This is a genomic window from Bradyrhizobium sp. PSBB068 (assembly GCA_016839165.1).
Lineage (GTDB): Bacteria > Pseudomonadota > Alphaproteobacteria > Rhizobiales > Xanthobacteraceae > Bradyrhizobium.
In genome coordinates, this window is the sequence record CP069300.1 from 5,323,250 (window position 1) to 5,347,370 (window position 24,121).

General features: G+C 65.2%; 29 protein-coding genes and 1 riboswitch. Of the genes, 22 read left to right on the forward strand and 7 right to left on the reverse strand.

Features of this window, described 5'->3' with window-relative positions:
* Positions 1-9: 9 nt before the first annotated feature.
* Entirely contained in the window at positions 10-219 is a 210-nt protein-coding gene (locus JQ507_24910) for a hypothetical protein (protein QRI68154.1), read from the reverse strand.
* Positions 220-593: 374 nt separating this feature from the next.
* Between JQ507_24910 and JQ507_24915 the strand changes: the two genes are divergently transcribed.
* The 7 genes from JQ507_24915 (at position 594) to JQ507_24945 (ending at position 7,002) form a co-directional block, all read left to right on the forward strand.
* Positions 594-1,118 carry a lytic transglycosylase domain-containing protein gene (locus tag JQ507_24915; GenBank protein QRI68155.1) on the forward strand — a complete coding sequence of 175 codons (525 nt, stop codon included), beginning with the start codon at positions 594-596 and terminating at the stop codon, positions 1,116-1,118.
* Positions 1,119-1,177: 59 nt separating this feature from the next.
* Positions 1,178-1,320: riboswitch (TPP riboswitch) on the forward strand.
* On the forward strand, positions 1,308-2,321 hold the full coding sequence (locus JQ507_24920; protein QRI68156.1) for an FAD-dependent oxidoreductase: 1,014 nt from the start codon (positions 1,308-1,310) through the stop codon (positions 2,319-2,321). It overlaps the preceding riboswitch by 13 nt.
* On the forward strand, positions 2,312-2,509 hold the full coding sequence (gene thiS, locus JQ507_24925; GenBank protein ID QRI68157.1) for a sulfur carrier protein ThiS: 198 nt from the start codon (positions 2,312-2,314) through the stop codon (positions 2,507-2,509). The genes JQ507_24920 and thiS overlap by 10 nt, the downstream gene beginning before the upstream one ends.
* A 173-nt stretch (positions 2,510-2,682) precedes the next feature.
* Positions 2,683-3,465 (forward strand): thiazole synthase, encoded by a 783-nt coding sequence (locus tag JQ507_24930; GenBank protein QRI68158.1) that lies wholly within the window; start codon positions 2,683-2,685, stop codon positions 3,463-3,465.
* Positions 3,452-4,060, forward strand: a complete 609-nt coding sequence (locus tag JQ507_24935) for a thiamine phosphate synthase (GenBank protein ID QRI68159.1) — start codon at positions 3,452-3,454, stop codon at positions 4,058-4,060. The genes JQ507_24930 and JQ507_24935 overlap by 14 nt, the downstream gene beginning before the upstream one ends.
* Positions 4,061-4,263: 203 nt before the next feature.
* Complete coding sequence (thiC, locus tag JQ507_24940) at positions 4,264-6,162, forward strand: phosphomethylpyrimidine synthase ThiC (GenBank protein ID QRI68160.1); 1,899 nt, start codon at positions 4,264-4,266, stop codon at positions 6,160-6,162.
* Between the two features lie 120 nt (positions 6,163-6,282).
* Positions 6,283-7,002 carry a hypothetical protein gene (locus JQ507_24945; protein ID QRI68161.1) on the forward strand — a complete coding sequence of 240 codons (720 nt, stop codon included), beginning with the start codon at positions 6,283-6,285 and terminating at the stop codon, positions 7,000-7,002.
* A gap of 185 nt (positions 7,003-7,187) precedes the next feature.
* Here the strand turns inward: JQ507_24945 and JQ507_24950 are convergent, their stop codons facing one another.
* Entirely contained in the window at positions 7,188-8,858 is a 1,671-nt protein-coding gene (locus JQ507_24950) for an NAD(P)/FAD-dependent oxidoreductase (protein QRI68162.1), read from the reverse strand.
* A gap of 155 nt (positions 8,859-9,013) precedes the next feature.
* Here JQ507_24950 and JQ507_24955 point away from each other — a divergent pair, with 155 nt between their 5' ends.
* Together JQ507_24955 and JQ507_24960 are read left to right on the forward strand one after the other, a co-directional pair.
* Positions 9,014-9,409, forward strand: coding sequence for a hypothetical protein (locus JQ507_24955; GenBank protein ID QRI68163.1), 396 nt, complete (start codon positions 9,014-9,016; stop codon positions 9,407-9,409).
* 304 nt (positions 9,410-9,713) lie between these two features.
* A complete protein-coding gene (locus JQ507_24960) occupies positions 9,714-10,223 on the forward strand; it encodes a mismatch-specific DNA-glycosylase (GenBank protein ID QRI68164.1) in 510 nt (169 codons plus the stop codon).
* Positions 10,224-10,382: 159 nt separating this feature from the next.
* On the opposite strand, the gene JQ507_24965 is transcribed toward JQ507_24960, so the two are convergent.
* Positions 10,383-10,817: a hypothetical protein gene (locus tag JQ507_24965; GenBank protein ID QRI68165.1), complete on the reverse strand. Its 435-nt coding sequence runs from the start codon at positions 10,815-10,817 to the stop codon at positions 10,383-10,385.
* 214 nt (positions 10,818-11,031) lie between these two features.
* On the opposite strand from JQ507_24965, the gene JQ507_24970 reads away from it, so the two are divergent.
* Genes JQ507_24970 through JQ507_24980 form a run of 3 tightly spaced genes read left to right on the forward strand, consistent with a single transcriptional unit; the run spans position 11,032 to position 12,330 of the window.
* Positions 11,032-11,457: a YeeE/YedE family protein gene (locus JQ507_24970; GenBank protein ID QRI68166.1), complete on the forward strand. Its 426-nt coding sequence runs from the start codon at positions 11,032-11,034 to the stop codon at positions 11,455-11,457.
* Positions 11,458-11,459: 2 nt separating this feature from the next.
* Positions 11,460-11,939 (forward strand): YeeE/YedE family protein, encoded by a 480-nt coding sequence (locus JQ507_24975; protein QRI68167.1) that lies wholly within the window; start codon positions 11,460-11,462, stop codon positions 11,937-11,939.
* Between the two features lie 4 nt (positions 11,940-11,943).
* A complete protein-coding gene (locus JQ507_24980; protein ID QRI68168.1) occupies positions 11,944-12,330 on the forward strand; it encodes a RidA family protein in 387 nt (128 codons plus the stop codon).
* Between the two features lie 190 nt (positions 12,331-12,520).
* On the opposite strand, the gene JQ507_24985 is transcribed toward JQ507_24980, so the two are convergent.
* On the reverse strand, positions 12,521-13,282 hold the full coding sequence (locus JQ507_24985; GenBank protein ID QRI68169.1) for an SOS response-associated peptidase: 762 nt from the start codon (positions 13,280-13,282) through the stop codon (positions 12,521-12,523).
* Positions 13,283-13,344: 62 nt separating this feature from the next.
* Here JQ507_24985 and JQ507_24990 point away from each other — a divergent pair, with 62 nt between their 5' ends.
* The 5 genes from JQ507_24990 to JQ507_25010 all read left to right on the forward strand — a co-directional run bounded on the left by JQ507_24990 (position 13,345) and on the right by JQ507_25010 (position 15,838).
* The gene (locus JQ507_24990; protein QRI68170.1) at positions 13,345-13,845 is read left to right on the forward strand and encodes a hypothetical protein; all 501 of its coding nucleotides are present in this window, start codon (positions 13,345-13,347) and stop codon (positions 13,843-13,845) included.
* A gap of 39 nt (positions 13,846-13,884) precedes the next feature.
* On the forward strand, positions 13,885-14,304 hold the full coding sequence (locus JQ507_24995; protein QRI68171.1) for an NUDIX hydrolase: 420 nt from the start codon (positions 13,885-13,887) through the stop codon (positions 14,302-14,304).
* 85 nt (positions 14,305-14,389) lie between these two features.
* Positions 14,390-14,767 (forward strand): TIGR02301 family protein, encoded by a 378-nt coding sequence (locus tag JQ507_25000; GenBank protein QRI68172.1) that lies wholly within the window; start codon positions 14,390-14,392, stop codon positions 14,765-14,767.
* The gene (locus JQ507_25005) at positions 14,757-15,413 is read left to right on the forward strand and encodes an HAD family hydrolase (GenBank protein ID QRI68173.1); all 657 of its coding nucleotides are present in this window, start codon (positions 14,757-14,759) and stop codon (positions 15,411-15,413) included. The genes JQ507_25000 and JQ507_25005 overlap by 11 nt, the downstream gene beginning before the upstream one ends.
* 155 nt (positions 15,414-15,568) lie before the next feature.
* Entirely contained in the window at positions 15,569-15,838 is a 270-nt protein-coding gene (locus JQ507_25010) for a hypothetical protein (protein QRI68174.1), read from the forward strand.
* A 12-nt stretch (positions 15,839-15,850) separates the two neighbouring features.
* Here JQ507_25010 and JQ507_25015 read toward each other — a convergent pair whose 3' ends face one another.
* Complete coding sequence (locus JQ507_25015) at positions 15,851-17,185, reverse strand: dihydroorotase (protein QRI68175.1); 1,335 nt, start codon at positions 17,183-17,185, stop codon at positions 15,851-15,853.
* A gap of 129 nt (positions 17,186-17,314) precedes the next feature.
* Here JQ507_25015 and JQ507_25020 point away from each other — a divergent pair, with 129 nt between their 5' ends.
* The 5 genes from JQ507_25020 (at position 17,315) to JQ507_25040 (ending at position 22,865) form a co-directional block, all read left to right on the forward strand.
* Complete coding sequence (locus JQ507_25020; GenBank protein QRI68176.1) at positions 17,315-18,196, forward strand: folate-binding protein YgfZ; 882 nt, start codon at positions 17,315-17,317, stop codon at positions 18,194-18,196.
* The gene (locus JQ507_25025; protein ID QRI68177.1) at positions 18,193-18,819 is read left to right on the forward strand and encodes a DNA-3-methyladenine glycosylase I; all 627 of its coding nucleotides are present in this window, start codon (positions 18,193-18,195) and stop codon (positions 18,817-18,819) included. The genes JQ507_25020 and JQ507_25025 overlap by 4 nt, the downstream gene beginning before the upstream one ends.
* Entirely contained in the window at positions 18,816-19,427 is a 612-nt protein-coding gene (locus JQ507_25030; GenBank protein ID QRI68178.1) for an HD family hydrolase, read from the forward strand. Before JQ507_25025 ends, JQ507_25030 begins: the two co-directional genes overlap by 4 nt.
* Positions 19,428-19,542: 115 nt before the next feature.
* Complete coding sequence (locus JQ507_25035; protein ID QRI68179.1) at positions 19,543-20,049, forward strand: protein tyrosine phosphatase; 507 nt, start codon at positions 19,543-19,545, stop codon at positions 20,047-20,049.
* Between the two features lie 110 nt (positions 20,050-20,159).
* Positions 20,160-22,865, forward strand: coding sequence for a DUF2339 domain-containing protein (locus JQ507_25040; protein QRI68180.1), 2,706 nt, complete (start codon positions 20,160-20,162; stop codon positions 22,863-22,865).
* 121 nt (positions 22,866-22,986) lie between these two features.
* On the opposite strand, the gene JQ507_25045 is transcribed toward JQ507_25040, so the two are convergent.
* A complete protein-coding gene (locus JQ507_25045) occupies positions 22,987-23,223 on the reverse strand; it encodes a hypothetical protein (GenBank protein ID QRI68181.1) in 237 nt (78 codons plus the stop codon).
* A gap of 262 nt (positions 23,224-23,485) precedes the next feature.
* A complete protein-coding gene (locus JQ507_25050; protein ID QRI68182.1) occupies positions 23,486-24,064 on the reverse strand; it encodes a hypothetical protein in 579 nt (192 codons plus the stop codon).
* Positions 24,065-24,121 lie beyond the last annotated feature (57 nt).

Consider the following 24,121-nt stretch of genomic DNA (forward strand, 5'->3'; position numbering starts at 1 on the left):
ACTAACGCATCAGGCGGCGAGTGGCGTGAGCTGCGTCAGGTCGTAGATCGCGACGGCCTCGAAGCGGTAATTGCAGGCGCGGCAATTCCACAGGAACGACGTGCGTCCCTCGCTGTGCTCCACCCAATCGGGGCGTGCAATCGGCTTGCCGCATTGCGCGCAGGGATTTTCGCGAGGCATGTAGCCAATGTCCTGACGGACTGAATCTTGACGATTCATGGCGCATCTCCCGAATGTTGTTTCTTGCGTGCTTTGGAATGGGCAGACGTGCTGACTCACCGCGCGCGCTCTGCCTTGCCACCAAGTGTAAACCTTCATCGAGTCGTTTGCACGACAATCAGCTGTGGATAGCGTGCATCAAAGCGCGGCCGCGAAAACTGAAAGCCAGGATGTGACAGAACAATTCCTGGCTGAGTCGATCGAAGCAGACAATTTGAAGCATTTCGCAATCGCGTCGTCCGCCTCGCCCAGATCCGGACAATCACGGACGCAGAACGTTCGCTGATGCGAAGGTTTTGCCACATTCCTGCCCGCTCGCCGTACCAATGAGACCGCAGAACCGACGCGCATTGATTACCCCGAGCGTATCAGACATGAAGACCGTTCAGACCCTTAGCTGCCTTGCCGCGATCGCGTGGCTTGTGTCCTGCGCCGGCGCGCAGGCGCAGTCTCGCGCGCAATATGAGGCGATGGTGGCAGCCGAGGCGCAGGCCAATCTGGTGCCGGAAGAGCTGGTGCATCGCGTCATCGTCCGTGAGAGCAAGTACCAGCCGCATTTGATCGGGCGCGGCGGCGCCATCGGCATGATGCAGATCAAGCTCGCGACCGCCCGTGGGGTCGGCTACACCGGTACCGCCGAAGGTCTGCGCGACGCCGCGACCAACCTCCGATACGGCGTCAAATACCTCGCCGGCGCCTACCGTGCCGCCAACGGCGATTTCGACCGAGCCGTGCGTTATTTCGCGGGCGGGTATTACTACGTCGCAAAGCGGCAGCGCGGCGGCCACCTCAAGGAGGCGATGCATGGCGCCGCCGGTGCGCCGCCGAAAGAGCTCGCCAGGCAGGATCAGGTGGCGGCCGAACCCGCCGAGCCGAAGCCGGAACAGGCCGAAAAATAACCGATCGCGGCCCCCCGCTGGCATACACGTTGACACGTCAGCCCATCCGCCTACATTAGGGGCGTTCCGAGGGGTGCTCCGAAGGAGGAGCTGAGATACCGCAAGCTTGGGCCTCGCCATCAGGCGAACAGTCCGGGACCGCGGTGACCCTTTGAACCTGATCCGGGTCATGCCGGCGAAGGGACAGGGATGTATCAGACGTTGCGACCGCGGGGGGATTCCCCCGTCACCATCATCGGCGCAGGCATAACCGGCGCCTGGCATGCGCTATTGCTCGCAGAGGCCGGACGTGCCGTCACCCTGCATGAGCGCAGTGACGCGGCGATGACGGAATCCACAAGCCACTGGGCCGGCGGAATGCTGGCGCCCTGGTGCGAGGAGGAGGCCGCGGAGCCTGTCATCACCCGCCTCGGCATTCGCTCGCTCGCGCTGTGGCGACAGCATCTCCCGGAAACCCCATTCAACGGCTCGCTGGTGGTGGCGCATCCGCGCGACCGCGCCGATTTCGAGCGCTTTGCCCGCCTCACGTCAGGCCATCGCCGGCTCGATGCCGAGGGCGTTCGCGCGCTCGAGCCGGCGCTCGAGGGCCGCTTCGGCGCCGGCCTGTTCTATCCCGAGGAGGGCCATGTCGAGCCGCGCCGCGTGCTGCCGCGGCTGCATGCCGCGATCGCCAAGGCCGGCGGCGCCATCAAGTTCGGCAGCGATGCCGAAGCTGACGATCTCGACGGCCTCGTGATCGACTGCCGCGGGCTTGCCGCACGCGACCGCGAGCCGAGCCTGCGCGGCGTCAAGGGTGAGATGATCATCATCGAGACGTCGGAGGTCGAGCTGTCGCGCCCGGTGCGGCTGATCCATCCTCGCTGGCCGCTCTACGTGATCCCGCGCGGCGACGGCCGCTTCATGCTGGGCGCGACCACGATCGAGGCCGAGGACAATGGCGTCAGCGTGCGCTCGGCGCTGGAGCTGCTGGGGGCGGCTTACGTCGTGCATCCGGCGTTCGGCGAGGCGCGCATCGTCGAGTTCGGCGCCGGTTTGCGTCCGGCCTTTCCGGACAATCTGCCGAAAATCAGGATCGAGCAGGAACGCATCACGGTGAACGGACTCTACCGTCATGGCTTCCTGCTGGCTCCGGCGCTGGCCGAGCTGACGCTCGCCTATCTCCAGCGCGGCGAAATCGACAATGAGGTGATGCTATGCGCGTGATCGTGAACGGCGAGCAGCGCGAGATCAACGCAGCGAGCGTCGACGCGCTGCTGGCCGAGCTCGACTACGAGGGCAGCCATTTCGCGATCGCGCTGAATTACGACGTGGTGCCGAAGAGCCGCTGGGCCGAGACTGCACTGAAAGCCGGCGACGAGATCGAGATCATCACGCCGCGGCAGGGAGGGTGATGTGATGACTGCACGCGCTCTCCTCCCGTCGTCCCGGCGCAGGCCGGGACCCATAACCACGACCGGTTATTGGCGGAAAGAACGACGCCCCGCGTGCCTCGTTGAAGGGCCGCGGCGTATGGGTCCCGGCCTTCGCCGGGACGACGGCACGGTTTGAGGAGACACCACGGACCATGGTCACCTTCTACGGCAAATCCTTCCCGTCCCGCCTGCTGATCGGCACGGCGCTCTACGCCTCGCCTGCGATCATGCAGAACGCGATCCGCGCCTCCGGCGCCAGCATCGTCACCGTATCGCTCCGCCGTGAAGCCGCTGGCGGCAAGACCGGCGATGCGTTCTGGTCCTTGATCCGCGAGCTCGGCGTCACCGTGCTGCCGAACACCGCGGGCTGCCGCAGCGTGCGCGAGGCGGTCACCACTGCCAAGCTCGCGCGCGAATTGTTCGGCACGCCCTGGATCAAGCTCGAGGTGATCGCCGACAACGACACGCTGCAGCCCGACGTCGTCGGCCTGGTCGAGGCCGCCACTGTCCTGATCAAGGACGGCTTTGAAGTGTTCCCCTATTGCACCGAGGATTTCTCGGTCGCCTCGCGCCTGGTCGAAGCCGGCTGCAAGGTGGTGATGCCGTGGGCAGCTCCAATCGGCAGCGCCAAAGGCATCACCAACCGCGACGCGTTGAAACTTCTGCGCGACCGCCTGCCCGACATCACGCTGGTGGTCGATGCCGGCTTGGGCGCGCCGTCGCATGCGGCACAGGCGCTCGAGCTCGGCTATGACGCCGTGCTGCTCAACACCGCCGTCGCAAAGGCCGCCGACCCGGTTGCGATGGCCAATGCCTTCCGCCTCGGCGTCGAGGCCGGCCGCACCGCCTATGAAGCCGGGCTGATGGAAGCCCGCGACTTCGCCTCCCCCTCCACCCCTGTCGTTGGGACCCCGTTCTGGCATGCCGTATCCTGATCCGTTCTATCCCGTCGTCGACAGCATCAACTGGGTCGAGCGACTGACCAAGCTCGGCGTCGGCACCATCCAGCTGCGCGCCAAGGACCTCGACGATTCCGCGGCGTTGCAGATCGTCACCGACGCGCTGGCCGTGACGAAGGGCACGCCCACAAAGCTCGTGGTCAACGACTACTGGCGCGCGGCTGTTGTCGCCGGTGCCGAGCATCTGCATCTCGGCCAGGAAGACCTCGCCGACGCCGACCTCGCCGAGATCCGCAAAGCCAAGCTCACGCTCGGTATCTCCACCCATGACGATGCCGAACTCGCCACCGCGCTCGCCGCCAAGCCGGACTACGTCGCGCTCGGCCCGATCTTCTTCACCACGCTGAAGTCGATGCGGTTCGAGCCGCAGGGCATTCCGAAGATCACCGAGTGGAAGAAGCGGATCGGCAATATCCCGCTTGTCGCGATCGGCGGCATCAAGTTCGAGCAATCAGCCGAGATCTTCGCCGCCGGCGCCGATTCGATCGCCGTCGTCAGTGACGTCACCCAGAACGCCGACCCCGACGCGCGGGTGCGGCAATGGCTCGGCATCCCTGCGGAGGCCGCGTGATGCAAACTCTCGTCCCACACACTCTGCTGTCATCGCCCGGCCTGTGCGCAATTGCGCACATGGACCGGGCGATCCAGTACGCCGCGGCGTCTCCGTATCGCCCCGCGGCCTCTGGAATACTGGATCCCCGCTTTCGCGGGGATGACAGCGGTAATTGTTTCTCGCGCAGCAATGCCAACGAATTGAAGTAAGGAGGATCCCTCATGAACATCCGCTCCAACCCCGACACCACGCTCCCCGCCGTCACCACCGGCTCGCTGCCCGCCTCGCGCAAGATCTTCGCGACGCCCGCAAGCGCGCCCGACGTTCGCGTGCCGCTGCGCGAGATCATCCTGTCGGAAGGCGCCGGCGAGCCGAACCTGCCGGTCTATGACACCTCGGGTCCCTACACCGATCCGGCCGTCACGATCGACGTCAACTCCGGCCTGCCGCGCAATCGCCTCGCCTGGGTGAAAGAGCGCGGCGGCGTCGAGGAATATGAGGGCCGCACCATCAAGCCGGAGGACAACGGCAATGTCGGCGCATCCCACGCCGCCAAGGCGTTCACCGCGCACCACAAGCCGCTGCGCGGCCTCGACGGCCACAAGATCACCCAGCTCGAATTCGCCCGCGCCGGCATCATCACCAAGGAGATGATCTACGTCGCCGAGCGCGAGAATCTCGGCCGCAAGCAGCAACTCGAGCGTGCCGAAGCCGCGCTCGCCGATGGCGAGAGCTTCGGCGCCTCGGTGCCGGCCTTCATCACCCCGGAATTCGTCCGCGACGAGATCGCGCGCGGCCGCGCCATCATCCCCTCCAACATCAACCATGCCGAGCTCGAGCCGATGATCATCGGCCGCAACTTCCTGACCAAGATCAACGCCAATATCGGCAACTCGGCGGTGACGTCATCAGTGGAGGAAGAAGTCGACAAGATGGTGTGGGCGATCCGTTGGGGCGCCGACACCGTGATGGACCTCTCGACCGGGCGCAACATCCACACCACCCGCGAATGGATCCTGCGCAACTCGCCGGTGCCGATCGGCACCGTGCCGATCTACCAGGCGCTGGAGAAGTGCGACGGCGATCCCGTCAAGCTGACCTGGGAGCTCTACAAGGACACCCTGATCGAGCAGTGCGAACAGGGCGTCGACTATTTCACGATCCACGCCGGCGTGCGGCTGCCCTACATCCACCTCACGGCGAACCGCGTCACCGGCATCGTCTCGCGCGGCGGCTCGATCATGGCGAAGTGGTGCCTCGCGCATCACAAGGAGAGCTTCCTCTACACCCATTTCGACGAGATCTGCGACCTCATGCGCAAGTATGACGTCTCGTTCTCGCTCGGCGACGGCCTGCGGCCGGGCTCGATCGCCGACGCCAACGACCGCGCGCAATTCGCGGAGCTCGAGACGCTCGGCGAGCTGACGAAAATCGCGTGGGACAAGGGCTGCCAGGTCATGATCGAGGGTCCCGGCCACGTGCCGATGCACAAGATCAAGATCAACATGGACAAGCAGCTCAAGGAATGCGGCGAGGCGCCGTTCTATACGTTGGGCCCGCTGACGACCGACATCGCGCCGGGCTATGACCATATCACCTCGGGCATTGGTGCTGCGATGATCGGCTGGTTCGGCTGCGCGATGCTCTGCTACGTCACGCCGAAGGAGCATCTCGGCCTGCCCGATCGCAACGACGTCAAGGTCGGCGTCATCACCTACAAGATCGCAGCCCACGCGGCTGACTTGGCCAAGGGCCACCCGGCTGCGCAGCTCCGCGACGACGCGCTGAGCCGCGCCCGCTTCGACTTCCGCTGGCAGGACCAGTTCAACCTCGGCCTCGATCCCGAGACCGCGAAGAACTTCCACGACGAGACCCTGCCGAAGGAAGCCCACAAGGTCGCGCATTTCTGCTCGATGTGCGGCCCGAAGTTCTGCTCGATGAAGATCACCCAGGACGTCCGCGACTACGCCGCGACGCTCAACGACCCCTCGGGCGTCGGCGCATCGATGTCAGGCACCATCGAGGACGGCATGGCGACGATGAGCGCCAAGTTCAAGGAGATGGGCGAGAACCTGTATCTCGACGCGGAGAAGGTGAAGGAGAGCAATCGGGTGTTGTGAGGCATGCGACGGTCAGGCGGCTTCGGTAATCTAAGCTAGGTATCACTGAAGCCGCACATTCTCCATTTGATTAAGCCCCTTTCGGCGCTATCTTAGGTAGTCATGAAGGGGGCCTAGCGCATGGCACTATCAGACATCTACTACGTAACCGTATCAATTTCAGCCGTCGCAGCAACGGCCGCATTTATTATCTCACTCATCGATCAAGCTCGCGAGCGGCGCAATTTAGCGATCCAGAAATGGCAACGAGCTGTGATTCAGCAAATATTTCAGGGAACAGTTCGCGTCTTGTCATTCGACGAGATTGCACAACGATATAGAAACGAGGCCGTTGGTTACGGCAAGTACAACCTTAAGGCAGAGGAGCTCTCGCCGCAGGCGTTGCGGCTCGTACTCTTGGAAATGGTGGAACAAGATATCCTCGAGCAAAGGAAAGAGGACAAGTACAGCCTCAAATCATTTGACAGCGGCGTCGAGAGCTACAAAGAAGCCCAGGCTGAGCTCATGAATAACCACAACAGCGCTATGGCGGCGTTGCAGAAATCGAACGCGGCTACCATGATCTCCGAAATGACTAACCAGCTGCAAACTCACATGGCGTTCGCGACGCGAATATCCAACGACGTCTTCAATATCATAGGGGATGAACCTTTTCGATATGCTGTCTCCGATCTTTCAATAAAAGTATCTCAGAAAATGAATGCTCCTATTGATGTGGTGCGGGGAATAGTGATGGAGCTGATTGCTCGCAAGATGCTTGAGGCGAACGACCGCGGAAAGGTCGGCCTTGGTACTAACGTCAACCGGTCAGGCATGACCGATCTTGAAAGAGAGGACTGACTTCACGTTGCGCCATTTATTCAACCGAACGATCGCGATCGACGATTTTCTGTGTCCGTTGTGCGCTATGTTCGGTCGGCTCCTCCCGGCGCTGCCGACCGGGCGAGTGGAGTCACTCGCAAGAATGTAGCCCGGCTATGCGAAGTGACGTCTGGGTATTTAACCGCACATTGCCTCTCTCGAAGCTAAGCCGACGTACCAACCGCCGCCCCTTGCACGTTGCGCTGCGAGCCACCGCCAAATGCGATCTCCTGATACCCTCCCGCCGCCACGCCGTTGATGATCCCCAGAAACTTCGGTGTCCCTCCGTTGTACACGAAGTAGCGCACAGTCCCCTCTTCGTGGCCGGCGACGTTGGAGTTGTAGCCCGTGAACCAGGACTTGGCTTTGCGCATCAGCATGATCTCGTACATCTTGACGACATGCGCGGTCCAACGCTGCTCGGCTTCCAGCGTGGCGTCGGCGCGGGTCAGGCCGCGGTCCCACATGTATTGCAGCAGGTTGGTGCACCAGTTGACGCCGTTCTCGATGCCGCGCGGGAAGTTGGTCGACGCGGAGGCGCTTTGCGGGCCGGTCGGCATCAGCAGGTTCGGGAAGCCGTGCACGAGCATGCCGAGGAAGGTCGACGGCGCCTGCTTCCATTTGTCGGCGAGGCGTTCGCCGCCGATGCCCCTGATGTCGATCAGATCGTAGGCGCCGGTGATGGCGTCGAAGCCGGTGGCGTAGACGATGATATCGAACTCGTAGTCGCGCGCCGTGGTGCGCAGGCCGGTCTCGGTGATCCGCACCAGCGGCGTCTCGCTGAGATCGACGAGATGGACGTTGTCGCGGTTGTAGGCCTCGAAATACCGCGTCTCCAGCGGCAGGCGCTGCACCCCAAATCCGTGATCCCGCGGGATCAGTTTTTCGGCGACCTTGGGATCGTTCACGCGCTGCCGGATGCGGCCTGCGATATATTCCGACAGCTCGGCGTTGGCGGCTTCATCCATGAAGATCTCGCGGAAGTTCGCCAGCCAGATGCCGAAGCCGGGCTCGTCATAGAGCTTGTCCCAGGTCTTGAGCCGCTCCTCGCGGCTGACCTCGTAGAAGCCGCGCTTGTCGGGGCCGTGCACAAAGCTGCCCGGTGTCAGTGCGCAGGCGGCAAAAATCTCGTCATAGCGCGCGCGGATGTCGGCCATTTCAGCGTCCGATATCTCGCTGTTGTTGAGCGGCGCGCTCCAGTTCGGCCGGCGCTGGAACACGGTGAGTTGGCCTACCTTGTCGGCGATTTCGCCGATCAACTGGATGCCGGTGGCGCCGGTGCCGATCACGGCGACCTTCTTAGCCGTTAGATCGACCGGCTCGTGCGGCCAGTAATAGGTATGGAACGAGCGACCCTTGAAGTCCTCGATCCCGGGCACGCGCGGCATGGTCGGCGCCGACAATAGCCCGATCGCGAGCACCACGAAGCGGCAGGTCAGTTCGCGGCCGTCACCGAGCCTGAGTTGCCAGAGATCGCGCGTCTCGTCGAACTGCATGGCCTCGACCTTGCAATTGAACTGCATGTGCCGGCGCAGGTCGAACTTGTCGGCGACGTAGTTGAGGTAGCGCAGATTCTCGGGCTGGCCGGAGAAGCGCTCCTTCCAGTGCCACTCGTCGAGCAGCTCGCGCGAGAACGAGAAGCCGTAGGTGTAGCTCTCCGAGTCGAAACGACAGCCGGGATAGCGGTTCCAGTACCAGGTGCCGCCGAGATCGGGCGCGGCTTCCAGCACGGTGGCATCGATGCCGAGATCGGCGAGCCGCTTGATCTGGTAGATGCCGGCGACGCCGGCGCCGACCACGATCACCTCGTAATGGGTTTTCGCCTCTCCCGTCATGCTCCGCTCCAAAATTCTTCTTGATCTGTTGGGCTGGATTACAGACCCTTTTGCCGGATCAGGCAACCGGGCGCGGCGCGCGCGACTTGCGTTGAGACGCTGCGAGCGCCACATCGATCACTGCATTGCAATGCGCGGAAATCCGGACGAGCGACATGGACGACAATCTCACCGGCGTCTGGGACGGCAGCTACGTTCAGCCTGGCGGCATGGTCACGTTCCTGGCGACGCTGATCGATGCCGGCGGCGCGCTCGGCGGCAGCGTGACCGAGCCTTGCGTCGCACCGGGCTGCCCGATCAGCACTCACGATGCTTCGCTGTCCGGTCACCGCTCCGGCAGCGCGGTCACATTCGTCAAGCGCTACGAGCCGGCCGGTTACGGCTACGGCACCGTGCACTATGAAGGCGCGGTCAATGCCGACGCGACCGAGATCGACGGCCGCTGGAGCATCCACGGCACGGCGTTTTCGGGACGGTTTTTGATGGTGCGTGCGACGGGGCCGGCGCAGGCGGTGACGACCGAAGACGAGACCAGGGAGCCGGTGCGCTAGCGCGTATTGGGACGCCAAATGCGCGGGCCCGGCGGGCGAGGGAATGCTCACGCGATTTCGGAATATTGGAAATCTATCCCTGATTTGCCCGACGTGTCAAGGTGTCGTATCGGACGGCGGCAGCCGCCGGCTCCTTTGCATGGGGTTGTTTTCGATATTTTGGCCCCGCGCATCTGCGGCGAACGGCTCGGCGCGGCTGCGATCCGACCTCCCCGCAAGCGAGAGAGGGAGCGCAGCGCTGTCGCTATTCGACCTGATCTCATCACACGTTAACGCGCGTATGCTCTGCTCGGTCTCCCATCAGATGCCTGACAACAATTCCCACCGCCTCCCCGACCAGCTCCGCGCCGATCTCCGTCTGGTGTTCGTCGGCACCGCGGCCAGCACGCGCTCAGCCGAGGTCGGGCACTACTACGCGCATCCCGGCAACCGGTTCTGGCGCGCGCTGCACGAGGCCGGCATCACGCCGCGGCACTATCGGCCGGATGAGTTCGCGGCGCTGCTATCGCTCGGCATCGGCTTCACCGATCTCTCCAAGACCGGCGCCGGAATGGATCACGAGATCGCGCGACAGTCGTTCGATGTTGTGGGCTTCAGAGCGAAGATCGAGACCTATCGCCCGAGGACCATCGCGTTCACCAGCAAGAAGGCGGCGAGCCTGTTTTACGACAGGCCGACCAGCGCGCTTGCGCTCGGGCGGCAGCCATCAACGAGCGGCTTCCCTGACGTGTTCGTGCTGCCGTCACCATCAGGAGCGGCGTCCGGGCATTGGAGTTTGCAGCCGTGGCGCGAGCTCGCCGAGTGGATCACGTAGACGAATTTTTCGTCATTCCCCGGTGCGCAATTGCGCACCTGAGGGCGCGCTACTCGGCGCGAGCCCGGAATCCATTGGGCCGCACAGTTAGTGGATAAATGGATTCCGGGCTCTCGCTCCGCGAGCCCCGGAATGACAAGGCCAAGAATCGAACCTCACCTACTCCTTCAACGTGATCGCGAGCCCGCTGAGGTCGACATTGGCCATCAGGCCGATCTGCTTGCCGCTCAGCTCGAGCACCGCGCCGTTCTGGTTGGTCAGCAGGATGCCGCGCACGCCGGCGCCGAGCGCAACGCCCATGCCGGCCGCGGCGTAGACGCCGGCGATGTCCTGGGCGCGGCGGATATTGCGCACCCGGCCCTGCAACGTGGTCTGGGAGCCGCCGAACACGAGGCCGTAGTCCAGCCCGCCGGCGGTGAGCCCGTAGGTCTGCCCCTTGAAGGTCAACACGCCCTTGCCGGCGGAGCCGCCGAAGATCCAGCCGCCCTTGAAGATGACGAGCGTCACGGCGCCCTCGTCGGCCAGCGCAGCGGACGATCCGGTGAGCAGCGCCAGCGCGAACAGCACGGCGCGGGCGGCGGATGACAGTCTCATGGGGGTTCTCCGGACGAAGTGAGGCGAGATGCGAATCGCGGCAATCCAGCCGACGGGCAGGCACCCTTGAAACGCCTGCGAAACATGCGGGATTGCGCTTGTTCCTGATCAGGCGAAGTCTATCATCGCCCGCGCAGCCGCGCGACGCTGGCGCATGCACGCCGACCGCTTTGCCGGATCGCTGAGGAGTTTGCGCAACAGAGGCCCCGCACCGATGCACGATTTCACCCCATTTTCCGGCCTCGCCGGCGGCGCGCTGATCGGCCTCGCCGCGGCGCTGCTGATGCTGCTGACCGGGCGAATCGCAGGGGTTACCGGCATCGTCGGCGGCCTGCTCCAACCCGATACCGCCGACCGCGGCTGGCGCGTCGCGTTCATCGCAGGACTGATCGCAGCGCCCCTGATTGCGGCCTTGTTCGGCGCGCCGCTGCCGCGGCCGGCGATGAACGGCAGCCTCGTCGTGATCGCGATCGCGGGCGTGCTGGTCGGGTTCGGCACCCGCATGGGCAATGGCTGCACCTCGGGCCACGGCGTCTGCGGCTTCGCGCGGCTGTCCGGCCGCTCGATCATCGCGACGTTCATCTTCATGACGGCGGCGATCGCAACCGTCGCAATCGTCAGACACGGAATCGGAGGCTAGCGATGCAGGTTCTCGCAAGCTTCCTTTGCGGCCTGATCTTCGGCGCGGGCCTTTTGATCTCCGGCATGACCGATCCGCAGAAGGTGCTCGGCTTCCTCGACCTGTTCGGCGCCTGGGATGCGACGCTCGCCTTCGTGATGGCGGGCGCGGTCGCGGTCGCGGCGTCAGGCTTTGCGCTCGCGCGGCGGCGCGCTGCGCCGGCGTTCTCGCCACGCTTTGTCTGGCCTGACCGCAACGACATCGATGCGCCGCTGGTTGGCGGCGCAATCCTGTTCGGCATCGGCTGGGGCCTCGCCGGCATCTGCCCCGGCCCCGCGCTGGTCAATCTCGCCGGCCTCTCGCTGCCGATCGTGGCGTTCGTCGCAGCGATGCTGGCCGGCATGATCGGCCAGAATCTGTTCGGCAAGACTTTGTGGCGCTCGCGCACGATGGCGCCGCGCGCCGCCGAACCTTCCTCTCTTCCATCTCGTGCAGACGGGTGACCTCATGACAACGATCAAGCACTTTCCTCCTCCGCCCGGCATCCAGGCGCCGCCGCTTTCGTTCGGCGCCCGCGTCGGCGATCTCCTGTTCATCTCGGGCATCCCCGGCTTCGACGCCAACCGCGAGCTGCCTGACGGCTTCGAGGCGCAATTCGCCAACGTCGTCACCAATTTCAAGCGGGTGCTGACCGAGGCGGGCGCGACGATGCGCGATCTCGTCAAAGTCAACGTGCTGCTGACCCGCGCCAGTGACGTCGCCACGATGAACGCGCTCTATGCCGGCGCGTTCGGCCCCGCGCCCTATCCCGCACGCACCACTTGCGTCGTGGTGGCGCTGCCCAATCCGAAGATGCTGATCGAGATCGAGGGCGTGGCGTCGGTGAAGACATAGCCGCCCATCCACCGCCGTCGTCCTGGCGAAAGCCAGGACCCATTACCCCAAATGTCGGTTGTTGCGCGACGCTGGGGCCGCGATCCCGCTTGCGATCAAATGCGGTGGTTATGGGTCCCGGCTTTCGCCAGGACGACGACGTGGAGATGCCCGCGCCTGTATGCGTGCACTTTCCACACAGCATCGGCCGCTAGAACAACGACCCCTGCCCGTCATCTTCCCGCGGCGCCGTCTTGCGCACTGCCACCTTCTTCGCCGCCGGCGCGTCTTCCGCGGCGATCTCCTCCGCGGTCATCGGCAGCAGCAATTGCGCGTCGTCGTTGGCGACGGCGTTGACGCGCATCGTCACCCGGTGCCAGGCGAACTCGCCGACATCTGGCCCCTTCAGCAGCGGCATCACGTCATCGACATCGTTGGGCAGGCAGTCGAGCCAGCGTGCGAATTGCTCGGGCCGGATCGTGACGGGCACGCGGTGATGCAGCTCGGCGAGATCGGGGCTCGCCGGCGCAGTGACGATCGCCACCGTGTCCTGCTCCTCGCCGTTCGGCCCCATCCAGGTCTCGGCCAGCGCCGCGAAGGCGACCGGATGGCCATCGCGGCGGTGGATGAAGAACGGCCGCTTGCGGCCGCCGGCATCCTGCCATTCGTAATAGCCGTCGGCCGGGATCAGCGCACGGCGCCGCTTGATCGCGTTCTTGAAGGCGGGCTTCTCCCGCACCGTCTCGGAGCGCGCGTTGATCAAGAGCGAGAATGTGCGGGGGTCCTTGACCCAGGACGGGATCAGGCCCCAGCGCATCAATTGGAAATGCCGGCCGCCGTTTTGCAGCAGCACCACCGGGATCGGCTGGGTCGGCGCAACATTGTACCGCGGCGGAAAATTCGGCTGCTCGATATAGCCGAACATTTCGCGCAAAGCCGCCGGCGGCGAGGTAATGACAAAGCGTCCGCACATATCCCGTCCAGAGTGGTATCTGTTTATTCAGCCTTAACTTGGACCGTTAAAGACTGCGACCAATGACCTCAACGGCCGCCATAGCGGGCTCTTCCCCGCGACCGACGTACCCCGACGAGGCGCGGGCGGCTTTGTTGCGCGCCGCCAACATCAATCCCCGCACCGGGCTTGCGACCGACTACCTCAATCACTTCAACGAAGCCATCATGTTGCTGGAGATGGTGCCGGACCTGCCGGAATGCGCCGACGATTTCCTGGAATGGCAGCCGCTGTCCTATGCCGAGCATTTCACCGCGTCCAACTTCAAGGCGCGTGACCTGGCGATCGAGTCCTACGAGACCGCGGATGCCGGGATCCGGGCCGAATTCGACCAGCTGACCGACAGCATGACCAGGATCCTGACCGAGGTCGGCGCGGCGATGCGGCAATTGCAGCAGGACAAGAGCCGGGTCGCGCTCGCCGAGCAGGCCATCGTCTGGGTCAAGCCGCTGGTGATGCAGACCGCCGGTGTCATCAACGGCGCCGCAGAGGCCGATGTCGACAGCATCATGGCGGGCGCCTGAGATATCGGGCATGGTTGTCCGCGAAACTGGTGCTGCCCTTTGAGCTCTGCCGAACCCCCGATCCGCCCACAGCTTGCCGTATCAGGCGTGATTTTCCGCGACGGCCGTGTGCTGCTGGTCCGCCGCGCCCGCTCGCCCGGCAAGGGCTTCTATTCGCTGCCCGGCGGCCGGGTCGAGTTCGGCGAGACACTGCACACCGCCCTGCACCGGGAGATCGACGAGGAGACCGGCCTGAGGGTCGATATCCTGGGTCTCGCCGGCTGGCGCGAGGTGCTGCCGACCGGCCCCGGCACCGGGCACTATATGATCATGACCTTCGCGGCGCGCTGGGCCTCGCGCGAGCCCGTGCTGAACGACGAGCACGACGATTTCAGATGGCTGGTGCCGGAGGCGATCGGCGACCTCAAGGTCACCGGCGGCCTGCACGAGGTCATTGCGGCCGCCCAGCGGCTGGTTTGAGACCTGTTTTGCGGGCTTCGGAGAGCTCTGCCGCCTTGCCTCGGGCGCATTGAGGGGGCATACCACGGCGATTCTGGAACTCCTGATGATCAGAGCCCTTCTCGCCGTTGTGATCCTGATGTCGGCATGCCTTGCGACGCCCGCCCGGGCGCAGGATGCGGCCGCGCCGTTCGATGGCGATTTGCAGCGGCTGGCCGAGATCCTCGGCGCCCTGCACTATCTGCGCGGCATCTGCGGCTCCAACGAGGGCGCCAAATGGCGCAACGAGATGCAGGCGCTGATCGATGCCGAAACCCCCTCGGGCGACCGCCGGGCGCGCATGGTGGCGGGCTTCAATCGCGGCTACAACGGCTTCCAGCAGACCTACCGGACCTGCACGCCGGCAGCTTCCGTCGCGATCCGCCGCTACATCGAGGAAGGCTCGAAAATCTCGCGCGACCTGACGGCCCGCTATGCCAACTGAACGCGCGATCTTCTTCGACCTCGACGGCACCCTGACCGACCCGAAGCCCGGCATCACCGGCTCGATCCAGTACGCACTGGCAAAGCTCGGCCGGCCGGTTCCCTCGCAGGACGAATTGACCTGGTGCATCGGGCCGCCGCTGCGGGCGAGCTTTGCCATGCTGCTCGGCGGCGAGGAGCTCGCCGACCGCGCCGTCGAGCTCTACCGCGAGCGATTCGGCGATGTCGGGCTGTTCGAGAACAGCGTGTATCCCGATATCGCCGAGGTGCTGGCCGAGCTGCGCGGGCGGCCCGGCCGGATCTTCGTGGCGACCTCGAAGCCGCATGTGTTCGCGAGCCGGATCGTGGCGCATTTTGGCCTCAGCGGTTATTTCGACCACGTGTTCGGCTCGGAACTCGACGGAACCCGGGTCAACAAGGTCGACCTGCTCGCGTATGCGCTGGAGCAAACCGGGGCCGATCCTGCGCGGGCCTTGATGATCGGCGACCGCAGCCACGATGTGATCGGCGCGAATCGCAACGGCATCCGTGCGGTCGGCGTCACCTATGGCTACGGCACGCCGCAAGAACTGACCGAGGCCGGCGCCAGCCATCTCTGCGCCTCGCCGCGCGCGGTGCTGGACCATATCCACAGCTCATTTGGCTGATCGCGGCGGGGATGTCCGAAATTCCCCTTTAAATGCGGTGGCGGCCGTTAACCTTTTCGAAAGATGTGGGCTAGGCGGTACCCGCATGCGTGATACATCTCGCCGGTCGCAGTGGTTCGCTCCTCGGACCGCGCGCATTCATTTTGCAGAGTTTCATGCGCCATCCAGCGTCTTTCCCCCTTCACCACGAAGACCCGCGTCCCGACCACGAGCAGAAGCAGGCCGCGCTGAGTTATCTGAACGAGGCGTGGGCGGAAGCGCGTCACGAGGGCGTCGACGGCGACTGCCTGGCGCAGGCGAGCCTGTTCGCGGCGCTCGCCGAGCTCGTCAACACCTATGGCGAGGACGCGGTGGCGAAGTTCGCCGAGGGCCTCGCCGCGCGCGTGCGCAACGGCGAGTTCTCGCTGGCGCTTGCCAGGCAGTAATCGACGACAGCGTTAGGGTTTCAACGTCTCGAGGAACCGGACCGGTTCACCTAGCGACGGCGTCGTGACTTCGCCCTGCCACATCACCTGCTTGCCGCGCACGAAGGTGCCGACCGGCCAGCCCTGCACGCGCACGCCGTCATAGGGTGTCCAGCCGGCGCGCGAAGCGATCCATTTGTTGGTGATGGTCTCGCTGCGCTTGAGATCGACGACGGTGAAGTCGGCATCGTACCCCGCCGCGATGCGGCCCTTGCAGGCGATGTTGAACAGCCGCGCCGGACCGGCACTGGTGAGGTCGACGAACCGCTGTAGCGACAGCCGCCCGGCATTGACGTGATCCAGCATCAGCGGCACCAGCGTCTGCACGCCGGTCATGCCCGAAGGCGAAGCCGGATAGGTCTTCTGCTTCTCCTCCAGCGTGTGCGGCGCGTGGTCCGAGCCGAGCACGTCGATGATGCCCTGCTCGACGCCGTACCAGATGCCGGCGCGGTGATCTGCCGCGCGCACCGGCGGGTTCATCTGCGCCAGCGTGCCGAGCCGCTCATAGCATTCGGGTGCCGCCATCGTCAGGTGATGCGGCGTCGCCTCGCAGGAGGCGACATCCTTGTGGTCGCGCAGATAGAGGATCTCTTCCTTGGTCGAGATGTGCAGCACATGGATGCGCTTGCCGGTCTCGCGCGCGAGATTGACCAGCCGCTCGGTCGCCATCAGCGCCGCGGTCTCGTCGCGCCACACCGGGTGCGAGCGCGGATCGCCCTCGATGCGCAGCGGCTTGCGCTCGTTGAGGCGGTATTCGTCCTCGGCGTGAAACGCGGCGCGGCGCCGGATCACCTTGAATATCCGCCGCAGGCTTTCGTCGTCCTCGACCAGCAGCGCGCCGGTGGAGGAGCCGATGAACACCTTGACGCCAGCGCAGCCCGGCGCGCGTTCGAGCTCGGGCAGGTCCTGCACGTTCTCGCGGGTGCCGCCGATGAAGAACGCGAAGTCGCAATGCATGCGATGATGGCCGCGCTTGATCTTGTCGGTGAACGCTTCTTCAGTCACCGTCAGCGGGTTGGTGTTCGGCATCTCGAACACGGCGGTGACCCCGCCCATCACGGCGCTGCGCGAGCCGGTCTCGAGATCTTCCTTCTGCGTCAAACCGGGCTCGCGGAAATGCACCTGGGTGTCCATGACGCCGGGCAGGATGTGCAAGCCCTTGCAGTCGATCACCTCGCCGGCCGAGGCCTGGCTGAGCGAGCCGATCGCGGCGATGCGGCCGCCCGCGATACCGATATCGCGCACGCCCTCGCCGTCCTGATTGACCACGGTGCCGGATTTTAGAATGGTGTCAAAACGCTGATTCATCGGTCCTCGGCGCCCGCTTTCCACAGTCGCGCGGGCCTTGTTCGGCGCACTCTAGCGCCTTAGCTTGGCAGGGGATATCCGCGACGACCGCGTTTCCCAAGGAACTTGGAAAAAGAGCCAATTTTGCGAATGAAAGCAGCGTTTCTTCCAGATCGGGGCGTGATCAAGGTCTCTGGCGAGGACGCCCGCAACTTCCTCAACGGGCTCATCACGACCGACGTCGAGCAGCTGGCCCCGGGGCAGGCCCGGTTCGGTGCGCTGCTGACGCCGCAGGGCAAGATCATCGTCGACTTCCTGATCACCGAGATACCCACAGGGCACGGCGGCGGCTTCCTGATCGACGCGCCGCGTGCGCTCGCCAAGGGGCTCGCCGACAAGCTCGGCTTCTACAAGCTGCGCGCCAAGGTCGTGGTGGAAAACCTCTCCGACAGCCTCGGCGTGCTGGCGGCCTGGGATGGCGAGCCGGCGGCGACCCCCGATCTCGCATTCGCCGATCCGCGCAACGCAGCGCTAGGCTGGCGCATCCTGATCCCGGAAGACCTCAAGCAGAAGCTCGCCGATCTGATCGGCGCCGATCTCGTCGACTCCAGCGCCTATGAGGCGCACCGGATCGCCACCGGCGTGCCGCGCGGCGGGCTCGACTTCATGTATGGCGACGCCTTCCCGCACGAGACCAATATGGATCACCTGCACGGCGTCGATTTCGACAAGGGCTGCTATGTCGGCCAGGAAGTGGTGTCGCGCATGCAGCACCGCGGCACAGCACGCACCCGCACGGTGAAGATCATCCTCGATGGCCCCTCGCCGGAGTCCGGCGCAACGATCCTCGCCGGCGACAAGCAGGTCGGCACCATCGGCTCGACCGCCGGCGAGAAAGGCCTGGCGCTGGTGCGCATCGATCGCGTCGCCGACGCGCTCGACGCCGGCCTTCCGCTGACTGCGGGCGGGCTGTCGCTGCATCTCGCCGAGCCGGACGTCGTCCGCATCCCACCCAAGCAGACCGTCGCATGAGCCGTACCGCGCAACTGCATCCCGACGGCAAGACGCGTTGCCCGTGGCCGGGCGAGGACGCGTTCTACGTCGCCTATCACGACAATGAATGGGGCGTGCCGGAATATGACGACCGCGCACTCTACGAAAAGCTGATCCTCGACGGCTTTCAGGCCGGCCTGTCCTGGATCACGATCCTGCGCAAGCGCGACAATTTCCGTAAAGCGTTCGACGATTTCCAGCCCGAGAAGATCGCGCGCTACACCGACAAGAAGGTGCACGCGCTGATGAACGACGCCGGCATCGTCCGCAACCGCGCCAAGATCGAAGGCGCAGTGGCGAGTGCCAAGGGCTATCTGGAGATCATGGACAAGGGCCCCGGCTTCTCCAAATTCCTGTGGGACTTCGTCGACGGCAAGCCGAAAGTCAACCAGTTCAAGACCACGGCGAGCGTACCGGCTTCGACGCCGGTCTCGATCAAGGTCTCCAAGGAGCTCGGCGCGCGCGGCTTCAAATTCGTCGGCCCGACCATCGTGTACGCCTTCATGCAGGCGACCGGCATGGTCAACGATCACCTCGTCACCTGCTTCTGCCACGAGACCTGCAGCGGCAAGCTGCGCACGCCGCGGCTCAAGAAGAAATGACGGCGCGCAAATCGACGGAGACAACCCGCGCCTGGCAGCGGATGTTGTCGGGACGCCGGCTGGACCTGCTCGACCCGTCGCCGCTCGATATCGAGATCGTCGACATCGCGCATGGGCTGGCGCGGGTTGCGCGCTGGAACGGCCAGACCTCGGGTGCGCACATCTTCTCGGTGGCCCAGCACACGCTGCTGGTCGAAGCAGTGATGCGCCAGCAGATTCCGCGCGTCGACATCAGCCATCGGCTCGCGGCGCTGCTGCATGACGCACCGGAATATGTCATCGGCGACATGATCTCGCCGTTCAAGGCGGTGCTCGCGGGCGAATACAAGGCCGTGGAGAAGCGGCTGCTGTCGGCGATCCATATCCGCTTCGGCCTGCCTGCGGTGCTGGCGGACGAGATCACCCAACAGATCAAGGCCGCCGATCGCGGCGCCGCCTATCTCGAGGCGACGCATCTGGCGGGATTTTCGCAAGCCGAAGCCAAACGGCTGTTCGGCCGCGATCCGGAATTGCCCGAAGCGACCGAGCGCGACTATCTGACACCGTGGACCGCAGCGCGGGCCGAAAAGCAGTTCCTCGAGCGCTTCAACGCATTGCACGCCTCGTAGGCGCGGCATCGCGAGCCGTGCCGCGGTTGCGCCGCAAAATGCCGATGGACATGGCGCCTTTGCCCATCGGGGAGCAGCCGTTATAATCGGGCTCACCTAACGCCCAAGGACCACCATGCTTCACGTCTGCTCGCTCGCTGCGCTCTCCGACACGGTTCGTGCCACCGGCGCAAGCCATGTGCTGACCGTGATGGCCAATGTCGATCAGGTGCAGCGGCCGCCCTCGGTGCTTCCGGCCAACCATCTGAAGGTATCGATGGACGACATCGTCGAACAGATGGACGGCTTCGTTGCGCCGAACGAGACCCATATCGAGCGCGTGCTGAGCTTCGTGCGCGGCTGGGATCGCCGCGCACCGATGGTGGTGCATTGCTACGCCGGCATCAGCCGCTCGACCGCGAGCGCATTCGCTACGGTCTGCGCGCTCAATCCGCACCGGGACGAAATGTCCATCGCCCGGCTGATCCGCGAGGCCTCGCCGATCGCGGCGCCCAACCGCCTGATCGTCAGCCTCGCCGACAAGGCGCTGGGGCGTGACGGCCGGATGCTGCGCGCGCTCGATGCGATGGGTCCCGGCAGCATGAGCGTCGAAGGCCGGCCGTTCCACATCGATCTGGAATAGCACGGCCTGCGCGGCCCGATCGCTTGAACTTCCAGTCCTCTCAACTGCACTACTAGGTTGCGACGGGCGGCCGGCTGGCCGATGGTTCGGCGCGTCCTACCGGAGGCCCAATGTTCGATTCGCCGTTCGATTTCCTGACCCTCGTCATCGCCGTCGTTGCGATCATTTTCTCGCGCAAGGCGCTGGGCCAGATCGCGGTGCTGCAGCGCCGGCTGGATGCGATCGAGGCGGCCGGCACAGCCGCCGCGCGGACAGTCGTACCGCCGCCGCTGGCGCCGCTCGAGGCGTTCGAGCAGACGCTTTCGACGGCGCCTCCGATCGCGCCGCCGCCACTTCCCGAGGCGATCGCGAGCGAGCCGGAGGCGCATGCGGAGGCAGCCACGGACGCTGCAAGCGCCGCCCCGCCGCCGCTGCCCGAACCGCCGGCCCCGCCGCAGCCGGCGCCCGGTTTCGAGGAGACGCTGGGCACGCGCTGGGTGGTGTGGATCGGCGGCCTGACGCTCGCGCTCGGCGGCTTCTTCATGGTGCGCTATTCGATCGAGGCCGGCCTGCTCGGCCCCGGCGTGCGCACGATGCTCGGCGGGTTGTTTGCGCTGGCGCTGCTCGGCGCCGGCGAATGGACACGGCGCAAGGAGAGCATCTCCAACATCGCGGCGCTGCCGATCGCCAACATTCCGGCGATCCTCACCGCGGCCGGTACCGCCGTGGCCTTTGCCACCGTCTACGCCGCCTACGCGCTGTACGACTTCCTCGCGCCGGCAACCGCCTTCATCCTGCTCGGCATGGTCGCGCTCGGCACGCTTGCGGCCGCGCTGCTGCACGGGCCGGCGCTCGCAGGACTCGGCATCGTCGGCGCGTTCGTCACGCCGCTCCTGGTCTCATCAGACAAGCCCGACTTCTGGTCGCTCTATGTCTATCTCGCGATCGTCACGGCGGCGGCGTTCGGCCTCGCGCGTATCCGGCTGTGGCGCTGGCTCGCGGTCACGACCATCGCCTTCGCGCTGCTATGGACCTTCCCCTGCCTGCAATGCGGCGAGGAGATGATCGCACCCCACGTCTTCCACGTGATCGCGGGCTTCGTGCTGGCGGCTCTGCTAGTGGTCTGCGGCTTCATGTTCGGCCCCGACGGCGATGGCGAGGAGATCGAGCCGATTTCCTCCGCCTCGCTCGCCGCCTATCTGTTCGGCGCGATGCTGATCGTGCTCAACAGCGCGCACGCGGACACCGCGATGATCGGCTTCGGCCTGCTGACGGCCGGAAGCCTTGTCGTGGCCTGGCGCGCCCCCGCCGCGACTGGCGTGATCGCCGCCGCGTCGGCGTTCGTCTTCATCGTGTTCGGCGAATGGGCGGTGCGCCGCAATGTCGACATGCTGGTGCTGCCCGGTGGCGCGATGCCGGGCATCGGCCCGTCCGCGACCGACGGCTCGGCCTCGCTGCATCTCGTCACGGCAGCGCTGTTCGCGGCTGCCTTCGGCATCGCCGGCTTCCTCGCGCAACTGCGTTTTGCCAACACGAAGGTCACGGTGACCTGGGCCGCCGCGGCGGTGTTCACGCCGATCGCGCTCTTGGTCGCGCTCTATGCGCGGATCGCACATCTCGATCGTTCGATCCCGTTCGCGGTCCTGGCCGTGCTGCTGGCCGCAGCCTACGCCGCTGCGACCGAAGCATTGACCCGGCGCGGCGAACGGCCGGAGTTGTCTTCGTCGATCGCGCTCTCGGCGACCGGCGCCCTCGCCTCGCTGGCGCTTGCGCTGACCTTCGCACTCGACAAGGGCTGGCTCACCATCGCGCTGGCGCTGGTGTCGATGGGCACGGCGTGGCTGTCGGTGCAGCGGCCGATCCGGTTCCTGCGCTGGCTTGCCGCGATCCTCGCCGCCATCGTCGTGCTGCGCATCGGCTACGAGCCGCGGATCGCCGGCGATGCCGTCGGCACCACGCCGATCTTCAACTGGCTGCTGTGGGGCTATGGCGTTCCGGCGCTGTCGTTCTGGGCCGGCAGTCATTTCCTGCGCCGCAACGGCGACGACGTGCCGCTGCGGATGGTCGAGTCGGCGGCGATCCTGTTCACGGTGCTGCTCGCCTTCATGGAGATCCGCCACGCGGTCAATGGCGGCGACATCTATTACACCAGCGCGGGACTGACCGAGGTCGCGTTGCAGGTCGGCGTGGCGCTCGCGATGGCGATCGGGCTGGAGCGGCTGCGGCTGCGCAGCGGCAGCATCGTGCACAATGTCGCCGCGGTGCTGCTCACCGTCTTCGCCGGGCTTGCCGGTCTGTTCGGGCTGCTGGGGCTGGAGAACCCGATGCTGTGGTGGCAGGACGTCGGCGGCAGTTTCATCAACCTGCTGCTGCTCGGCTATGCGCTGCCGGCCGTGCTGGCGCTGCTGCTGTCCTACGCGGTGGCGGGCCATCGTCCGGCTGCATACGCCAACACGATCGCAGCGGGCGCGCTGGTGCTTGCGCTCGCTTACGTCACGTTCGAAATCCGCAGGCTCTATCACGGACCGGTGCTGACGCGCGGCGAGACCACGGGCGCGGAGCAATACAGCTATTCGATCGCCTGGCTGGCATTCGGCGTTGCGCTGCTCGGCATCGGCATCGTCGTCAATTCGCAGCGGGCGCGGCTGGCATCCGCCGCAGTGATCGGGCTGACGATCCTGAAAGCCTTCCTGGTCGACATGTCGACGCTCACCGGAGTCTACCGGGCGCTGTCGTTCATGTGCCTCGGCATCGTGCTGGTCGCGATTGGCTGGCTGTATCAGCGGATCCTGTTCCGCAGGCGGGCGGCTCTGCCTGCGCCACAGGCGGAGAGCTAGACCATGATCCGGAAAAGTGCGAAGCGGTTTTCCGAAAAGATCATGCTCGAACAACGAGCTAAAGCGCCATGACGATTCAACCCAATCGCATCGCGCTTTAGGTTGCAGCAGCGAACATTGGCTATCGATCGACGGATTCCGCAACCAGGCGAATCCGGAACACCGGCTTTCTGCCCTCGTCGAGCAGTTCCATGTGCCATTCGCTGTTCTGCTTCATGTTGCGCGAAATGCTGCCGAGGAAATTGCCGCAGACCTTGGTCATCTCGGCCCAGGCCACGTCGCGGCTCTCGAACTCGGTCGCGTGATCGGATCCACCGGCGTAATCGCCGTCACTGATCCGGAAAAAATACTGCGCCATATGACTACTCAAATCGGTGTCTCCACCATCCGCCTCGCGGCAATGAACGCTAGCTATTGAGTAGCTATCAAGGCGTGGCGACCGCCATCCGTATGACTACGGCTCGGAGCATATTCCCGCTAGCGCGCAGATGAGACGTCAGGGCATTTTCGAGTGAAGCCGGTCCCGCACTTGATGCGGGATGGATACCGGTTCGCGTGAAGAAAACGCGTCAAAACAAGAATCTAGAGCCTCGTTCCGACTTGATCGGAACGGATAGGCCCTAGTCGGTGGAGCGGCGCAATTCCGGCGCGCTCTCGACCTTGGCGGGCTCGGCCTTGACCGGCTCCAGCTTCGCGCTTCCGACCTGTGGTGTCTCGACGCGCGACACTTCGGTCGGTGTGGCATCGGCGGATCGGGTGCGCGGGTGCAGCGTGCGCGGACGCGCCGCCGCGCGCGCCATCAGCATCTGCTGGCCGCCCTGGTGATGGAAATCGCAATAGGCGAAGCCCATGCCGGAGACCGAGCCGCGGAACGAGCGGTCGTCCTGCTTGTCGAGATTGAAGCACGGTTCGAACGGAATGCCCTTCAGGGAGGCGCAAACGCTCTGACCGCGGATTTGCAGCGTATTGCCGGGCAGCCGCACGTGGCGGATCGGGCCGGAGCCGGAGAACTGGATCGAGCCTGCCGCGCCGAGATCGTCGAGGATACGGCCGGCGCCGCGGGTGCCATCGAAACAGGTGAACGCAAACACCTTGCCGGCGACGAACCTGCGGGCCTCATCGGCGTTCATGCTGCCTGCGAACGCCGGCACGACCATTGCCCCGGCCGTAACGGCCCCCAACACCAAACGCGCAAGCATGAGCTACTCCACTTACGAGCGCGGGCACCCGCTCCTTGTTGAGCATGATCCCCGCTA

Excerpts from the sequence above, each read along its gene's own strand:
- JQ507_24920 (QRI68156.1), top strand. The coding sequence starts at position 1,308 with ATGTATCAGACGTTGCGACCGCGGGGGGATTCCCCCGTCACCATCATC.
- JQ507_24950 (QRI68162.1), bottom strand. The coding sequence starts at position 8,858 with ATGACGGGAGAGGCGAAAACCCATTACGAGGTGATCGTGGTCGGCGCC.
- JQ507_25015 (QRI68175.1), bottom strand. The coding sequence starts at position 17,185 with ATGAATCAGCGTTTTGACACCATTCTAAAATCCGGCACCGTGGTCAAT.
- JQ507_24935 (QRI68159.1), top strand. The coding sequence starts at position 3,452 with ATGCCGTATCCTGATCCGTTCTATCCCGTCGTCGACAGCATCAACTGG.
- JQ507_25030 (QRI68178.1), top strand. The coding sequence starts at position 18,816 with ATGACGGCGCGCAAATCGACGGAGACAACCCGCGCCTGGCAGCGGATG.
- thiC (QRI68160.1), top strand. The coding sequence starts at position 4,264 with ATGAACATCCGCTCCAACCCCGACACCACGCTCCCCGCCGTCACCACC.
- JQ507_24965 (QRI68165.1), bottom strand. The coding sequence starts at position 10,817 with ATGAGACTGTCATCCGCCGCCCGCGCCGTGCTGTTCGCGCTGGCGCTG.
- JQ507_25045 (QRI68181.1), bottom strand. The coding sequence starts at position 23,223 with ATGGCGCAGTATTTTTTCCGGATCAGTGACGGCGATTACGCCGGTGGA.
- JQ507_25020 (QRI68176.1), top strand. The coding sequence starts at position 17,315 with ATGAAAGCAGCGTTTCTTCCAGATCGGGGCGTGATCAAGGTCTCTGGC.
- JQ507_25000 (QRI68172.1), top strand. The coding sequence starts at position 14,390 with ATGATCAGAGCCCTTCTCGCCGTTGTGATCCTGATGTCGGCATGCCTT.
- JQ507_24910 (QRI68154.1), bottom strand. The coding sequence starts at position 219 with ATGAATCGTCAAGATTCAGTCCGTCAGGACATTGGCTACATGCCTCGC.
- JQ507_25035 (QRI68179.1), top strand. The coding sequence starts at position 19,543 with ATGCTTCACGTCTGCTCGCTCGCTGCGCTCTCCGACACGGTTCGTGCC.
- JQ507_24990 (QRI68170.1), top strand. The coding sequence starts at position 13,345 with ATGACCTCAACGGCCGCCATAGCGGGCTCTTCCCCGCGACCGACGTAC.
- JQ507_25040 (QRI68180.1), top strand. The coding sequence starts at position 20,160 with ATGTTCGATTCGCCGTTCGATTTCCTGACCCTCGTCATCGCCGTCGTT.
- JQ507_24970 (QRI68166.1), top strand. The coding sequence starts at position 11,032 with ATGCACGATTTCACCCCATTTTCCGGCCTCGCCGGCGGCGCGCTGATC.
- JQ507_24985 (QRI68169.1), bottom strand. The coding sequence starts at position 13,282 with ATGTGCGGACGCTTTGTCATTACCTCGCCGCCGGCGGCTTTGCGCGAA.
- JQ507_24915 (QRI68155.1), top strand. The coding sequence starts at position 594 with ATGAAGACCGTTCAGACCCTTAGCTGCCTTGCCGCGATCGCGTGGCTT.
- JQ507_24960 (QRI68164.1), top strand. The coding sequence starts at position 9,714 with ATGCCTGACAACAATTCCCACCGCCTCCCCGACCAGCTCCGCGCCGAT.
- JQ507_25050 (QRI68182.1), bottom strand. The coding sequence starts at position 24,064 with ATGCTTGCGCGTTTGGTGTTGGGGGCCGTTACGGCCGGGGCAATGGTC.
- JQ507_24930 (QRI68158.1), top strand. The coding sequence starts at position 2,683 with ATGGTCACCTTCTACGGCAAATCCTTCCCGTCCCGCCTGCTGATCGGC.
- JQ507_24955 (QRI68163.1), top strand. The coding sequence starts at position 9,014 with ATGGACGACAATCTCACCGGCGTCTGGGACGGCAGCTACGTTCAGCCT.
- JQ507_24980 (QRI68168.1), top strand. The coding sequence starts at position 11,944 with ATGACAACGATCAAGCACTTTCCTCCTCCGCCCGGCATCCAGGCGCCG.
- JQ507_25005 (QRI68173.1), top strand. The coding sequence starts at position 14,757 with ATGCCAACTGAACGCGCGATCTTCTTCGACCTCGACGGCACCCTGACC.
- JQ507_25010 (QRI68174.1), top strand. The coding sequence starts at position 15,569 with ATGCGCCATCCAGCGTCTTTCCCCCTTCACCACGAAGACCCGCGTCCC.
- thiS (QRI68157.1), top strand. The coding sequence starts at position 2,312 with ATGCGCGTGATCGTGAACGGCGAGCAGCGCGAGATCAACGCAGCGAGC.
- JQ507_25025 (QRI68177.1), top strand. The coding sequence starts at position 18,193 with ATGAGCCGTACCGCGCAACTGCATCCCGACGGCAAGACGCGTTGCCCG.
- JQ507_24975 (QRI68167.1), top strand. The coding sequence starts at position 11,460 with ATGCAGGTTCTCGCAAGCTTCCTTTGCGGCCTGATCTTCGGCGCGGGC.
- JQ507_24945 (QRI68161.1), top strand. The coding sequence starts at position 6,283 with ATGGCACTATCAGACATCTACTACGTAACCGTATCAATTTCAGCCGTC.